The sequence below is a fragment of the Paenibacillus filicis genome (assembly GCF_038070315.1).
In the GTDB taxonomy this organism is placed as follows: Bacteria; Bacillota; Bacilli; order Paenibacillales; family NBRC-103111; genus Paenibacillus_G; species Paenibacillus_G filicis.
Genome location: NZ_JBBPCC010000021.1, coordinates 103,677 through 119,326, shown reverse-complemented (window position 1 = coordinate 119,326; position 15,650 = coordinate 103,677). Strand labels below are relative to the sequence as shown.

Sequence of the window (15,650 nt, the reverse complement as noted above, 5' to 3'; positions counted from 1 at the left end):
GGCTCACCAAAGGAGAGATCGTGTTGAATCACCGCTTCCTCAAGACCGTATCGGCTTCGGCCTTGCTGGTTACTTTACTTGCAGGCGCCCAGACGGAGGGCGTGTATGCGGCTAGTGCTGCAACAGCCGGTTCGGGTGCCGCTGTCAGCAGCACTTCCACCGCTTCCAATCCGCATGGCATCGCCGATGGTACCTACAGCATTGAATATAAGTTTCAGAAGTTTAATACCGATCAGGTATCCGTGATGCAGGAATATGTGGTGAATCCGGGCAAGCTGATTATCAAGAACGGGGCCATGACTGCCCAGGTTACATTGAAACAGAGTAAGGAAATTACGGTCTTCAAGCTCGAAAGCGGCGGAAGTCTGGTAACTCCGGAGACAGCCTCTGCCGATGAGGCAAGCAATACTCGGACCGTGCAGTTTGAGGTTAAGGATCTGACGGCCAAGCTTAAGGGCTGGGTTAAAATTTACTGGCAGGTCAGCCCGACCTTCCTGTACGACCATGAGTACGATATTCATTTGACCTTTGACAAATCGACATTGAAGGAAATTGCGGCAAGCACGAATCCGCCGGCAGCGAAGAGCGAGCCATCTGGGACCGGACAACCGGCCGCAGGCTCCACCGGAAATGAAAAGTCCCCGGACAAGGCTGTGCCGCAGGAGAAGCCCGCTCAATCGGATAGCCCTGCAACTGGAAGCCAACCGGCCTCAGGCAGCCTGCGGGATCTGAACAATCACTGGGCCCAAGCGGCCATTGAGCGTGCGGTTAGCCTGGGGATTGCGAACGGTTATGAGGACGGCACCTTCAAGCCGAACGGTGAGATTAACCGGGCGGAGTTCACGACGCTGCTGAGCCGGGCCTTGAAGCTCGAAGCGAAGGGTGACGAGCTGAGCTTCACCGATCTGAAGGATATCCCGGCATGGGTGCAGCCGCATCTGGCACCTGTCGTCAAGGCGGGAATCATCGGAGGCTATGAGGACGGTTCGTTCCGGGCCGACCGCAAGATCAGCCGGGCCGAGCTGGCGGTCATCGTGGTACGGGCGATGAAGCTGGCTGTGGATGCCAGCGCCAAGCCGGATTTTGCTGACGCAGACCGTATTCCGCAGTGGGCTCAAGCCGAAGTAGCCGCAGCTCATCAAGCGGGCGTGATCAGCGGACGGGACGGGAATTTGTTCGCCCCTGCTGAAAGTGCAACGCGTGCCGAGGCGGTCAGCCTGATTCTGGCCTTAAGCAAGGAAGCGAAGTAGGCATTCCAGCAGGAGGAACAAGGGAAGGCTAAGCTGCGAACTGAACGGAAAGGAGCCACAGGCCTAACATGCGTATAAAATCATGGTTGGGTGCTTCTCTTGTCACGTGGACGCTTCTTGTCACGGGCTGCTCAGGCGACCCGGCAACGGGAGCGACGTCGGCGTCGTCAGCAGGGGGAACGCCGGCCGCAGAGACTGCGGCTGCAGACAACCAGCGAATCATCTCTACCACCGTTGCCGCCACGCAATTCACAGATGCTCTGGAACTCGGTCTGGTCGGCATTCCGACCAGCTCCAAGGAGCTGCCCAAGCGGTATGACGGAGTCACCAAGGTCGGCAACCCGATGACGCCTAACATGGAGATCGTGAAGTCGCTCGATCCGACAGAGGTACTGTCCGTCACGACGCTGGAGTATGATCTGGCCCCGGTGTTCAAGAATGCCAATATCAAAGCTAATTTTCTCGATTTCACGAGCCTGGACCATATGAATCAAGCGATTCTGGATATTGGAACCCGCTATGGACGGGAAAAGCAGGCCAAGGCCCTCGTGGACGGTTATAAGGCCAAGGTGGAGCAGATTCGTAAACAGATCGAAAGCAAACCGCAGCCTACGGTACTGATCCTGCTCGGGGTGCCTGGGAGCTACCTGGTGGCGACAGAAAACTCCTATATCGGTGACCTGGTCAGGCTGGCCGGCGGCAAAAATATCGTGCAGGGAGAGAAAGTGGAATATCTGGCCTCCAACACGGAATATTTGCAGAAATCCAACCCGGACGTGATCCTGCGTGCGGCCCATGGCATGCCGGAGGAAGTCGTTAAAATGTTCGAGAAGGAATTCAAGAAGAACGACATCTGGAAGCATTTTTCCGCTGTGCAGAACAACCGGGTCTACGACCTGCCGGAAGAGCTGTTTCCGACAACAGGAAATTTTGCCGTAGGCGAAGCGCTGGATGCCACGGTGAAGATGCTGTACCCGTAATCATTTACCTCTAACGAAGGATGCTTGAGATGAGTAAAAAGAGTTGGAGCCTTTGCGCAGTTATTGTTCTGCTCCTTGCGGTTACGATTTATTCGGCCTGCACAGGCAGCATCAAGGTCGGAGGGCTTGAGCTGGTTCAAGGGTTATTCACCGGAACCAATAAGCAAGTGGAGGTCATCCGCGATCTGCGGCTTCCCCGCATCATCGTGGCCTTGCTCGTAGGAGCAGCGCTGGCCGTCTCCGGGGTGCTGCTGCAAGCCGTTATGCGCAGCTCACTCGCTGACGCGGGCGTGATCGGGATATCGTCGGGTGCGGGCTTCGTCTCCATCTTGACGGTATCGATCTTTCCGAATCTGTTTTTCTGGATGCCGCTATTCGCCTGCTTGGGCGGAGCCTTGGCCTGCTTCCTGGTGTACTCCTTCTCATGGAAATCAGGGCTGAGCCCGATCAGGATCATTCTAGTGGGGATCGCGATCAATGCGACCTTTAGCGGTCTCGGGCAGTCCTTTAATTACCGGGGGAGCTATGCGGTAACGAGTATCAATCAGGCGGTCACCTCCATTTTCACGATGAAAAATTGGGGGGATGTCCGGATCATGCTCCTTTATGGCACGATCGGACTGCTGCTCGCCTGGATCGTAAGCCCGTGGTGCAATCTGCTGGCCCTGCAGGATAAATCGGCCAAAAACGTGGGACTCAACGTTTCCCGGGCACGGCTGTGGATCTCGGCTATCGCCGTCTTGCTTGCTGCCGTAGCAACCGCTATCGGCGGATTAATCGCCTTCGTCGGCTTGCTGATTCCCCATATCGCCCGTCTGCTCGTCGGGTCGGACCATAAGGTGCTGATTCCATTCTCGGCGCTGGCAGGGGCGCTGCTGATCCTGACAGCGGACACGCTCGGAAGAACCGTACTCGCACCGGCGGAAATTCCGGCTTCTATCATCATGACCGTTATCGGCGGTCCCTTCTTAATATTTTTGCTCAGGAAGAGTGATCGCGTCTATGGACATTAAGCAGCTGAGCTTCTCGTATGATCTGAGGAAGGAGCAGCTTCAGCTTCAGGAGATCAACTGCGGCTTCCAGCATGGCAAGATTACGACGATCATCGGCCCGAACGGCTGTGGAAAATCGACCTTGCTCGGCGTGATGTCGCAGAATTACAAGCCCCGCAGCGGAGAAGTGATTCTGGATGGCAAAGCCATCGCCAGCTATAAGCCGAAGGAGCTAGCTCAGAAGCTGGCTGTCGTGCATCAGCAGAATGAAGCACCGCCGGATCTGACGGTGGAGAAGCTGACGAGCTTTGGCCGGATGGCGTACAAGGGCTTGTTCTCTGCCCATGGGAAGGACGATGAGCAGGCGGTGGAGTGGGCTTTGAGCTGCACCAATCTGCTTGAGAAGCGGGAAGCTACCCTGGATCAGCTATCAGGCGGGGAGAAGCAGCGGGTATGGATTGCGATGGCGCTCGCCCAGCAGACGCAAATTTTATTTCTGGATGAGCCTACGACCTTCCTGGATATTTACTACCAGATCGAGGTGCTGGAGCTGGTCAGGAGCTTAAACGCGTCTCATGGGCTGACCATCATTATGGTACTGCATGATATTAACCAGGCGATCCGTTACAGCGACGAGATTGTCGTGATGAAGAGCGGGCGCGTACATCTGCAGGGGGCGCCTCGTGACGTGATTACGGAACAGACGATTCAGTCTGTGTACGGGGTGAGGTCTGTCATCCGTGAGGATGAGGAGGCCGGCTTAACGGTGCTTCCTGTAGGTATATAAGCTTTTGCCTTATCCAGCGTTGTCCGGGCATAGAGGTTTTCCTCTATGTCTGCTCCGTGCTGTAGACCTAATATTACCCAAATTATTACAAATTAGAGAACGAATTAATAAGTAATTTTTATCTAAAATAGGTTTAAAAAGGGATTGACAAATTTTAGATCACAAATATAAGATAGGGGTGTCGATAGATGGTGTACACATCATCGATGCTTTGAAGAGAAGAGGAATTGATTATAGGCCTAATCAAGACCTCAGCCGCAGAAGCTTTTTTTTTTACAACAAGATTGATAATGATTATCATTATCTGCTTAACATGCTTTCTGTAACGCTTCTACACGAAAGCAAGAGGAGGGAAAGCCGGCTCTCGATTTCATTTTTTGGTTGCAGGCAGTCGATGCAGAGTTCAAAACCGTGCAGTACATTTGTCGTATTTGTCGCTAAACAAAAATTAAAGCCAAGGAGTGTGTCCAAACATGAAATTGTCTTTGAAAAAATCGTTTTCGATGATGGTGTTGACGTTCGTACTCGTTCTTGCTTTCGCTGCTTCCGCTTTCGCTGCCAACCAATCTTATGAATTTTATTACAACGGCGATCCTAGCTCGCCTTATAACGCTCATGTGAACGGATATATCGTAGGGGACGCGGTTGTGTCCGGGACGACGGTAACGATTACGCTGGCTGGCAACAACTACGGAAATTTGCTGGCGGATAACGGTTCTACCGGGTTTGTAACTGCATCCAAGTCGTTGAATGCCAGCGGCAATTCGGTATTCACTTTCACCAACTCCGATCCATCGGAAGATATTGATACACAGCTTTTCGTTAATGCCGGGCCTCACAGCCAAACTTATAATCTGACGATTCACTGGAAGAATTAATCCTGCAGATTGATATCGGCAACAAGCAGCAGCGAAAAGCGTTTCCATCGCTTTTCGCTGCTGCGTTTGTACCTGATCCAAGACTGTAGAAGAAGGAGTGTACATAAAGTTGAAGAGCAGTTTGAAACAATTTATAGCTAGATGGCTTTCGTTGGCTTTATTCCTTTCCACTTTGCTGTCCGCATTGAATGTTAGTATCGGTACAGCCTGGGCTGAAAATTTCACTTCCGACGGTGAATATGCGGTTAATTACAGGTATTTGAAAGACGGATCCAGCGATTCTTCCGCTGCGAATCCTTTTATGCATGTGGAGAACACGGGCAAGCTGATTGTGAAAAATGGCAGCACAAAGTTCGAGCATCAGATTACATTAAAGAATTACAATTATTTTAAATATCTTGGCTTTCGGAAGCCGGGAGCGGAAAAAGCTTACATTAATCCCGTTACCCACGAAATTCAAGGGATGGACGGCTATCAGACTGTCCCGGTACGAGACGCTGGCGATGGTTCGGGCAACAAGATTGTGACCATCAACGTTGAAGACATGGCCAAAAAACCGGATTTGCTTATGCATATCGTGATTAAGGATGATCCCGATTACGGCCCGGATTTTGTATATGATAACTGGTATAACGTACAACTGCTGATTGATACAAACAATGGGCAAGAGTGTGTCAATCCCGTTCCTCCGGTGATCACTTTGCAGCAATTGCAGGGCCTCGTCTCTGAAGCGAAGTCTGTAACGGCAAGCACGTATGAGGGAACGAGTCTGGGTGAATATCCGACAGGCTCCAAGCAGCCGTTGAATGCGAATATTTCCCTTGCCAACGGTCTTATTGTATCAGGCAATGCGCCCTCCGAGGTGACCAGGGATGTCTATCATTCTTTGACGTTGTCGTTGGATAAGTATAAGTTTAGCGTCAACTCTCAACAAAATAAGACGGGGCTTACCCAACAGTTTTTTGAGTCCCAGGAAGCTTATAACAACCTGCACGAGATTGGATACGCTGAGTGCAAGGAAGGATTTACTTATCCGCCTGTGACTCCCGGCGAGTATTCTAAAGGCACTAAAGATTCTCTGAATACGTATTTGACTTCGATCTCAACGAACACGATGCCCCGGTCCGTACTGCAAAACGTATATGCGACCGAAAGTAACATAAGAACCGCAACGACTCGTCTGACTTCTTATCAACCCAATAAATACGTTGTCGTGGAAACACCCAAACTGATCGTGCTGGATTCGCTGAATCCGACCAGCACACCTTCACAAAAGGCTCCGGAGATAGCTGAAACCGCTACGTTTATCAACACTAGCAGCAACGCTAGCCAAGTAGGAAATGACAGAGTAAGAGCAAATCTTACATTCAAAGGAGTTGCACCGACAGAGATCGTTCAATCCACTCCTAACAGATATTCTGTGAACAATGGCGCGGGTTTCTCGATAGAAGGACTGGATTATGCCAATGAAGCGCAACGGGCGCTTCCGCTTCTCAAAAGCACCGATGCTCAAAAGAAAGTGTACCAAGTTATTGTCCGTGACTCCGGTATTCAGGATAAGTTTTGGGAGGGTCGTTCCTACGTACGTTACAAGCTGAACGGCGAGACCAAAGAAGTGTACATCAGCTATAACGGCAATCAACTGGACGCATTGAACCAGACGCTGAACGAGGCCAAAAAGCTGTATGGGCAGTCGACGACGCCATTGCCGGGCGAAGAACAAGCCTATGCGGAGGCAAAGGCTGTGCTGCAGGCGAAGATTGACGAGGCACAACCCGTAGCTTCCAATCTGGCTGAGACCCGACCGAAAATCGTGACAGCAACCACTGCTTTGAAGCAGGCGGCGGATGCCTTTAAGGCCAAGGCCCAGTTCGTACTGAACTTCAGCGCCCTGCATGCCACCAAGGACGAGGCGTCCTCCATGGACAGATATTTCGTCAAGCCAGGGAATTACAGTGACGTCAACGGGAAGAAGAGAATCACTCTGACGCTGAAGGACAGCACGACGATTCCGAGCTTCAAGGTCGAGCAAAACGGAGTGCTGGTGGAAACGACGGTTGTGAGCAGAGATACGGCAGCGAATACGCGAGTCGTGCAGTTTGAGACGGCAGATCTGACGACGCTGCTGAACGCACAAGTGCATGTGTCGACCGTTGCCAACGGACAGCCGTATGAAATGGATCATAACATCCGCTTGAGGCTGTATACGACGGACAAAGCGAGCCTGGCTGCGGTGATCGCATCGGCGCAAGGCAAGCATGATGCGGCTGTGGAAGGCACAGCTGTCGGACAGTATCCGGCAGGGAGCAAGGCTACGTTAAAGACAGCTATTGATGCAGCGAAGGTAGTAAACGCCAGCGCATCGGCTGCACAGGCTGCGGTAGAATCGGCAACAGCTGCGCTGCAGCAGGCTGTAACAACCTTTGAAGCAGCGGTCATCGTGACGAACCCCGGCGGCGGAGGCAGCAACCTGCCGGACGGCGACTATGCGATCGGCTTCCGCATCTATAAAAAAGGCTCGAACGAAAACTCCGTCATGTACAGCTATGTTGACCCGAACAGCGGCAAACTGACGATCGTAGACGGGAAGAAGTTTGTTTCGTTCAAGCTTAAGCAAAACGCAGAGATCTTGTCGTTCAAAACGGATCGCAACGGTGTGCTGGTGGAAACCGACAAGGTGAGCGTGGATCAGGCAGCCAACATGCGTGTCGTCCGTTTCCCGGTCAGTGACCTGAGCGCCCGTCTGAGCGGCTGGGTGAAAATTTACTGGGTGCTGCCTCCTCCGATCGGCTTGTACGATCATGAATACGATGTGGAGATCGGCTTTGATCAGCCGTCGATTCCAGAAACCCAGTACGATCTGAACTTCAGTGCCCTGCATGCGACGAAGGACGAAGCGTCCTCCATGGACAGATATTTCGTCAAGCCGGGCAAATACAGTGACGTCAACGGTAAGAAGAAAATCACCTTGACACTGAAGGACAGCACGACGATTCCGAGCTTCAAAGTAGAGCAAAACGGAGTGCTGGTGGAAACAACGGTTGTCAGCAGAGATACGGCAGCGAATACGCGGGTCGTGCAGTTCGAGACAGCGGATCTGACGACATTGCTGAATGCTCAAGTGCATGTGTCGACCGTTGCCAACGGGCAGCCGTATGAAATGGATCATAATATCCGCTTGAAGCTGTACGCGACAGACAAAGCAAGCTTGGCTACGCTGATCGCATCGGCACAGAGCAAATATGATGCGGCTGTGGAAGGCACGTCTGCCGGACAATATCCGGCAGGAAGCAAGGCTATTTTAAAGACAGCTATTGACGCAGCCAAGTCGGTAAATGCTAGCGCATCGGCATCGCAACAGGCTATAGAATCAGCAGCAGCAGCCTTGAAGCAGGCTGTAACGGTCTTTGACGCTGCCGTCATTGTTACTACCCCGGGTGGTGGCGGAGGCCAACTGCCGAATGGGGAATACCCGATTGAGTATCACATTTATAAAAAGGGCACATCCGAGAATTCGGTCATGTATGACTACGTAGACCGGAACAGCGGCAAGCTGATCGTAGACGGCGATCAAAAGTACGTAACGTTCACGCTGAATAAAAACGCGGAAATTCTGTCGTTCAAGACCGAACGGAATGGTGTCTTGGTAGAAACGGATAAAGTTAGCGTGGATACTGCCGCCAATACGCGTGTCGTTAAATTTCCAGTTACCGACTTAAGCAAGCGTCTGAACGGTTGGGTAAAGATTTACTGGGATTTGCCTCCTCCGCTCGGCTTGTACGATCATGAGTATGATGTAGAGTTGGGCTTCGGGCAGCCCGTTGTACCTGGGGTACAACAGGATCTGAATTTCAGCGTGCTGCATGCTACCAAGGACGAAGCTTCTTCCATGGATAGATACTTCGTCAAGCCAGGGAAATACACGGATGTCAACGGGAAGAAGAGAATCACCCTGACACTGAAGGACAGCACGACGATTCCGAGCTTAAAGGTCGAGCAAAACGGAGTGCTGGTGGAAACAACGATTGTGAGCAGAGATACGGCAGCGAATACGCGTGTCGTGCAGTTCGAGACAGCGGATCTGACGACGCTGCTGAACGCTCAAGTGCATGTGTCCACCATTGCCAACGGACAGCCGTATGAAATGGATCATAATATCCGCTTAAAGCTATCTCCAACGGATAAAGCAGGCTTAACTGCGCTGATCGCATCGGCTCAAAGTAAGCATGATGCGGCCGTAGAAGGCACAGCTACCGGACAATATCCGGCAGGAAGCAAGGCAGCCTTGAAGGCGGCTATCGATGCGGCCAAGGCTGTCAGTAGCAGTATCTCCGCTTCGCAGCAAGCAGTAGATGCGGCAGGAGTTGCTCTTCAAAAAGCATTAAACGTACTCATAGCCTCCATCATCTTGGCTAATGACAATTATACGATGACCTTGCCTGCAACCATTACAGACAGTTCCGGAACTCCACTGAGCAACTTTGTCTCGACCGGGGCCAAGCTGAATGTAAACAACGGCAAGCAGGTGGCAACCTTTGAGCTCAAAGGCGGCGTAACGCTGAAAAAAGTACAGAAGAAAAAAGCCGACGGCACATTGGAGGATGTACAACTCCAGCAGCAAGCCGTAGCTGCTAAACAGAAAGAAGCAGTGACTATTCTGGCGGCGGACAGCGGCAGCAAGTCGATCAGTTTCGAAGTGGACCGCACCGCAGATTATGTATTGACTTTGGCTGGAGCAGATCATGTGGAGCGGGAGTTTGTGATTCCATTGGCTAATTCCACTGTGGCACCTGTGCCGGCGGGTCCTGGTCCTGGTGGTCCAAGCGGTCCTGGGACGGGTCCTGTTCAAGATTATCCGGACGGCACATACAGCATCAACTTCAAGTTCCTGAAATACAATGCGGATACCGTATCCGTTATGCATGATTATGTCGTGACACCAGGCAAGCTGACGATTGACAATGGGATTAAATATTTCGAATTTATCTTGAAGCAAAGCAAGCAAATACCGCAGTTTAAAATTGATAACGGCGGAGGCTTATCGACTCCAGAGGTTTCGGCGTCCGATGAGACGAAAAACACGCGTACTTTTAAATTCACCGTTCCAAATCTAAATGACAAACTGCACGGCTGGGTGGATGTAAATTGGCCGGAGATTAACTACGTTCATAACTATGATGTTCACCTTCAGTTCGATAAGTCCTCGCTTAAGTCGATTCCTAACGGAGCTAATCCGGGAGAAGTCGATGTCAAACCGCTGTCTCAAGCTTATACGGCCGGGGAGTACAGCATCGAGTACGAGTTGAATCTGCGAGGCTCCAAGCAAACGTCGATTACGAATGCATATATCAAACATCCAGCCAAGCTGATCGTCAAGGATGGTAAAAGTTATCTGCAAGTGACGGTCTCGCACAAAGAAGTTACGGGACTGAAGATCGAAAATGAGAGCGTCTTGAAAGATGCAGAAATTGTCTCCACCAATGAACAACGCAATGAAAGAACGCTGCAGTTCGAGGTCAAGGATACGAAGACCAAAATCTTTGCACAATTTACAATGGCGGTACCTGGTAAGTATAGTGGGGAGTACGGTGTAGAATTCGTGCTCGACGGAACAAGCATTATGCCTTACAAAGAGCAAGCAGTAGAAGGCGGCAAGGACCCTGGCAAGCAGCCGACGAAGCCTGGTCTCAGCAGCTTTGCCGATGTGGAAGACCACTGGGCGAAGGCGCTCATCGAGCGTGCTGTAGGACTTGGCTTAGTCAACGGCTATGAGGACGGAACGTTCAGGCCGAATGATGCAGTAACGCGTGCGGAGTTCACAGCTCTGCTAGGCAGGACGCTGAAGCTGGAAGGCAGCGAAGATGAACTGAATTTCACCGATGCGGCGGAAATTCCGTCGTGGGTGAAGCCGCAGTTAGGTGCTGTTGTGAAGGCGGGCATCATCGGAGGCTACGAGGACGGAACATTCCAGGCGAGCAGGCAGATTAGCCGTACGGAGCTTGCCGTCATCGTAACCCGTGCGCTTAAGCTGGACGTGGATACCCATGCGCAAGCATCGTTTGCGGACGCGGGAAGCATCCCGCAGTGGGCGCAAGCCCATGTAGCTGCAGCCCATCAGCACGGCCTGATCAGCGGCCGTGATCATAATGAGTTCGCTCCGAATGAAAGTGCGACGAGAGCGGAAGCTGTGAAGCTGATATTGGCTTTGCTTAGCGAAGTGAAGTAGGAGAGGTTCGTATTCATGACGAAAGCCCGAGGCCGCTGAAGAAAAGGCGCCTCGGGTATTTCTACTTGCTTTCTCCTTATCTAGTGTAAGACTAGACGGTATATGGATACCTTTTATTAGGAAGGGCTTTGTTTACTCAGACGGGAAGGAGATCGATCGTCTTGCGCTCTGTATGGACCTTATTAGCGGCAGCTGTATTCATTTATGCGTCGGTTCGGCTTACGGCGATCGGCTGGGGCTATTATGAAAACCGCACCGTGCTGGCGGAAGCGAGTCTCCTGTTCGCAGCCGGTCAGGAGACGCAGGAGGGTGCCCCGCAAGAGGCCGCTGCCGTGCTGGGCGGAGAGGGCACGGACGCCGTGCATCCTGAACGGCCTGTACGAAGCAAGTTCAAGCCTTTGCTGGAGCTGAATCCCGAGGTTGTGGGCTGGATCAGGCTGGAGGGCAGCCCCATCGATTATCCCGTCGTACAAGGAGCAGACAACGACCATTATTTGACCCGGAATTATAAAGGAGAAGCGTCTAAGGCAGGCAGCATCTTTATGGACTTCCGCAATGACATCGCATCGGATACGCGGCATACGATTCTGTACGGTCACCGGATGAAGGACGGCACGATGTTCGGGGAGTTAAAGCAGTACATCAACCGGGACTACTATGAGGCCCATCGGGCGTTCCATTTTGACACGTTGTACGAATCCTATACGGCCGAAGTATTCGCCGCATATTATACGACGACGGACTTCCATTATATTGAAACGGAATTCCAGGACGATGCGGCCTATGCCGGCTTTCTACAGGATATTCAGCAGCAATCGCTGTATCCCCGCGATGTGGAGCTGGGTCCGGGGGATCGCCTCCTCACGCTATCGACCTGCGACTATTTGCTGGACCCGGTGGCAGGGCGGTTTGTCGTGCATGCCCGGCTAGTCCCTGAAGGAAAATAACAGCGCTGCTAGACATGCTTGACTTTACCAAATTTCACGGTTAAAATGTGAACATTGAATGTCATCAACGCGATCCAGTGATGGGAACAAGTACTTCGAACCTTGCATAGGTCAGAGAGGGAAGCCATAGGCTGCAAGCTTCCTTATGCGAATCGGACGAACAGACCTCCCGGAGGACAGTCGGGGAACCGCCGCTGCTCGAGTATTCCAGGCCATGCGCCGGGACTGCGACAGCTGGTCAGTAGCCGAATTGCGTAGGCGGGCGTTAACCGCTTCAAGTGTGAATGCACGTTAGCGCGGCTTGCCGCGAGGATCATGCATTCAAATCGCGGGTGGTACCGCGGGAGAAACCGATACGTTCTCTCGTCCCTGTTTTCGACAGGGGCGGGAGTTTTTTTATGTTCCGCGCTTGACCGCGGGACGGGCAAGGAACCGTATGGAAAGGAGCGAATGCAAGATGAGTATTCAGAAGCCGAAGGGCACGCAGGATCTGCTGCCCGGCGAAATCGAGAAGTGGCAGTATCTAGAGAGCAAGGCGCGCGAGCTGTGCCGGAAGTTTAATTACCGGGAGATCCGGACTCCGATCTTCGAGCATACGGAGCTGTTTCAACGGGGCGTTGGCGAGACGACCGACATTGTCGAGAAGGAAATGTACACCTTCTTGGATAAAGGCGACCGCAGTCTGTCGCTCCGCCCGGAAGGAACGGCCGGCGTCGTCCGCTCTTATGTGGAGAACAAGCTGTATGGGGAGCCGGATGTCAGCAAGCTGTATTATGTGGGACCGATGTTCCGTTACGAGCAGCCACAATCCGGCCGTTACCGCCAGTTCCACCAATTCGGTATCGAGGCGATCGGATCTGTCGATCCAAGTCTGGATGCTGAGGTCATTGCCTTGGGTTACACCTTTTATAAGGAAATCGGGTTGAAGGATGTGACGGTAGAGATCAACTCCGTAGGCAATCCGGCCGTCCGCGCGGCTTACCGCGAGCATATCCAGCAGTTTTTCGCTCCGGTGAAGGATCAGCTCTGCAAGGACTGTCAATCGCGCTACGACCGCAACCCGATGCGTATCCTCGACTGCAAGATCGATCAGAAGTTCTGTGAGGGAGCGCCTACGATCGTTGAGCATTTGGACGAGGAGTGCCGTACGCACTTCGCGCTTGTACAGGAATACTTGACGGCGCTGGATATCCCGTTCCGCTTGAATCCGCGTCTGGTGCGCGGTCTGGACTACTACACGCATACCGCGTTCGAGTACAAAGCTGCAGGCATCGGAGCGATCGACACGATCGGCGGCGGCGGGCGCTATAACGGCCTTGTTGGCCAGATCGGCGGCAATGACGAGCCTGGCGTAGGCCTGGGGCTCGGGCTAGAGCGTATCCTGCTGGTGCTGCAGGCACAGGGCGTGGAGATTCCGGCTGCGAAGCCGCTCGATGTGTACCTGATCGGGCTGGGCGAAGCCGCCGAGAAGCGGATCGTCGGACTGCTGCATGAGCTGCGCCTAGAAGGGCTAACAGCGGAGAAGGATTACCAGTCCCGCAAGATGAAGGCGCAGATGAAATCGGCTGATCGCTACAACGCGTCGTATGTCGCCATCTTAGGCGATAACGAGCTGGAGAAAGGCGAGATTTCGCTCAAAGCGCTCGCTACCGGCGAGCAGGAGACACTGCCGCTGGCTGATGTAGCGCGCACGCTCGCTGCCAGGCTGCACGGCTAGGAACAACCCGTCAACGATCGATTCATCCCATTCACATACTGGAGGTAGGGTTTAACATGACACAATTGTTAAAAAACCAGGACTGCGGCACACTCAGTAAAGCCAACGTCGGACAGACTGTAATCTTGAACGGCTGGGTTCAGCGCCGCCGCGACTTGGGCGGAGTGCTGTTCATCGACCTGCGCGACCGCAGCGGTATCGTGCAGATCGTATTCAACCCTGAGTTTTCCGGAGAAGCACACGGCATCGCCGACCGTGCCCGCAACGAATACGTGCTGGCCGTGCGCGGAACGATCGTGGAACGCGATGCCGAGACGGTTAACGCGAATCTCCCGACTGGCGAGATTGAAGTCCGTGTTACGGAGATTGAAATTCTCAACGCAGCGAAAAACCCGCCGTTCTTCATCGAAGACGGCATCGAGATCGACGAATCGCTGCGCCTGAAATATCGTTACCTGGACCTGCGCCGTCCCGAGATGCAGCGCACGCTGCAGCTTCGTTCCAAAGCAGCAAAGATATTCCGCGACTACCTGGACGAGAACGGCTTTATCGAGGTGGAGACGCCGATTCTGACCAAGAGCTCGCCAGAGGGCGCGCGCGATTATCTCGTGCCGAGCCGCGTGCATCCGGGGGAATTCTTCGCCCTGCCGCAATCGCCGCAAATCTACAAGCAATTGCTGATGGTCAGCGGCCTGGAGCGCTATTACCAGATCGCCCGCTGCTTCCGCGATGAGGATCTCCGCGCTGACCGTCAGCCGGAATTTACTCAAGTGGACATCGAGACTTCGTTCCTGTCGCAGGATCAACTCCTCGAGACTATGGAGACGCTCTCCGCAAGATTGTTCCGTGAAACGATTGGTGTTGAAATCCCGACTCCGTTCCAGCGGATCAGCTATGCGGATGCGATGGGCAAGTACGGCTCCGACAAGCCGGATCTGCGCTTCGGCTTGGAGTTGAAGGACGTCTCGGATATCGTCGCGAACTCCGGCGTCCAAGTGTTCAACACCGTCGTCTCCAAGGGCGGCCAGGTGAAGGCGCTGAACGCGAAGGGCTGCGGCGTCTGGAGCCGCAAGGAAATTGACGATCTCGGCTCGTTCGCCTCGCGTTACGGTGCGAAGGGTCTGGCCTGGATCACGTACAAGGACGGCGAGCTGAAGGGACCGATCGTTAAGTTCTTCAACGAGTCGGAGCTGGAATTGCTGAAGGAGCGTCTGGAAGCCGAGGAAGGCGACCTGCTGCTCTTCTCCGCGGACAGCAAGAAGGTCGTAGCCGACGTACTGGGCAACCTGCGTCTGAAGATTGGCAAGCAGCTTGGCCTGATCGACGAAAGCAAGTTCAAGTTCGCCTGGGTCGTAGACTTCCCGCTGCTCAGCTATGACGATGAAGCGAAGCGCTATGTCGCCGAGCATCATCCGTTCACCCGTCCGAAGGATGAGGATCTTCACTTCTTCGACACCGATCCGGGTCAAATCCGGGCGCAGGCTTATGACCTCGTACTGAACGGCTACGAAGTCGGCGGCGGATCCATGCGGATCTTCCAGCGTGAGGTGCAGGAGAAAATGTTTGCAGCCCTTGGCTTCTCCGAGGAGACGGCGAATGATAAGTTCGGCTACCTGCTGGAAGCCTTCGAATACGGCACGCCTCCACACGGCGGGATGGCATTCGGCTTCGACCGTCTGGTTATGCTGCTGACAGGCCGCACCAACCTGCGGGAGACGATCGCGTTCCCTAAAACGGCGAGCGCTACGGATCTGCTGATGAACGCGCCGGCCGAAGTGGAAGACAATCAGCTGGAGCAGTTGTCGATCCGCGTAGCTAAGAAGCCACCGGTCTCCAAAGCTTAAGGCTGCGGAAGCGAAAAAAGGAGCGAAAC

9 protein-coding genes are annotated in these 15,650 nt (G+C 53.3%); all 9 read left to right on the top strand.

Translation table 11 applies throughout. From position 1 onward, the window contains the following. The first annotated feature begins 23 nt into the window (after window positions 1-23). Entirely contained in the window at window positions 24-1,250 is a 1,227-nt protein-coding gene (locus WMW72_RS26670; protein WP_341418626.1) for an S-layer homology domain-containing protein, read from the top strand. Between the two features lie 68 nt (window positions 1,251-1,318). Further along, window positions 1,319-2,230, top strand: coding sequence for a heme ABC transporter substrate-binding protein IsdE (gene isdE / locus WMW72_RS26665; RefSeq protein ID WP_341418625.1), 912 nt, complete (start codon window positions 1,319-1,321; stop codon window positions 2,228-2,230). A gap of 29 nt (window positions 2,231-2,259) precedes the next feature. Next, window positions 2,260-3,243 (top strand): FecCD family ABC transporter permease, encoded by a 984-nt coding sequence (locus WMW72_RS26660; RefSeq protein ID WP_341418624.1) that lies wholly within the window; start codon window positions 2,260-2,262, stop codon window positions 3,241-3,243. Beyond that, window positions 3,233-4,009, top strand: a complete 777-nt coding sequence (locus WMW72_RS26655) for an ABC transporter ATP-binding protein (protein ID WP_341418623.1) — start codon at window positions 3,233-3,235, stop codon at window positions 4,007-4,009. The genes WMW72_RS26660 and WMW72_RS26655 overlap by 11 nt, the downstream gene beginning before the upstream one ends. Before the next feature lie 473 nt (window positions 4,010-4,482). Further along, complete coding sequence (locus tag WMW72_RS26650; RefSeq protein WP_341418622.1) at window positions 4,483-4,887, top strand: hypothetical protein; 405 nt, start codon at window positions 4,483-4,485, stop codon at window positions 4,885-4,887. Window positions 4,888-5,038: 151 nt separating this feature from the next. Next, complete coding sequence (locus WMW72_RS26645; protein WP_341418621.1) at window positions 5,039-11,113, top strand: NEAT domain-containing protein; 6,075 nt, start codon at window positions 5,039-5,041, stop codon at window positions 11,111-11,113. A 128-nt stretch (window positions 11,114-11,241) separates the two neighbouring features. Beyond that, window positions 11,242-12,060, top strand: a complete 819-nt coding sequence (gene srtB / locus WMW72_RS26640; RefSeq protein ID WP_423227603.1) for a class B sortase — start codon at window positions 11,242-11,244, stop codon at window positions 12,058-12,060. A gap of 457 nt (window positions 12,061-12,517) precedes the next feature. Then, on the top strand, window positions 12,518-13,777 hold the full coding sequence (hisS, locus tag WMW72_RS26635; RefSeq protein WP_341418619.1) for a histidine--tRNA ligase: 1,260 nt from the start codon (window positions 12,518-12,520) through the stop codon (window positions 13,775-13,777). Window positions 13,778-13,833: 56 nt separating this feature from the next. Continuing rightward, window positions 13,834-15,621 (top strand): aspartate--tRNA ligase, encoded by a 1,788-nt coding sequence (gene aspS, locus WMW72_RS26630; RefSeq protein WP_341418618.1) that lies wholly within the window; start codon window positions 13,834-13,836, stop codon window positions 15,619-15,621. Window positions 15,622-15,650: the final 29 nt, after the last annotated feature.

What these genes read in the sequence shown, in the direction of transcription:
- WMW72_RS26655 (WP_341418623.1), top strand. Translation starts at nt 3,233, where the DNA reads ATGGACATTAAGCAGCTGAGCTTCTCGTATGATCTGAGGAAGGAGCAG.
- isdE (WP_341418625.1), top strand. Translation starts at nt 1,319, where the DNA reads ATGCGTATAAAATCATGGTTGGGTGCTTCTCTTGTCACGTGGACGCTT.
- WMW72_RS26650 (WP_341418622.1), top strand. Translation starts at nt 4,483, where the DNA reads ATGAAATTGTCTTTGAAAAAATCGTTTTCGATGATGGTGTTGACGTTC.
- hisS (WP_341418619.1), top strand. Translation starts at nt 12,518, where the DNA reads ATGAGTATTCAGAAGCCGAAGGGCACGCAGGATCTGCTGCCCGGCGAA.
- WMW72_RS26660 (WP_341418624.1), top strand. Translation starts at nt 2,260, where the DNA reads ATGAGTAAAAAGAGTTGGAGCCTTTGCGCAGTTATTGTTCTGCTCCTT.
- aspS (WP_341418618.1), top strand. Translation starts at nt 13,834, where the DNA reads ATGACACAATTGTTAAAAAACCAGGACTGCGGCACACTCAGTAAAGCC.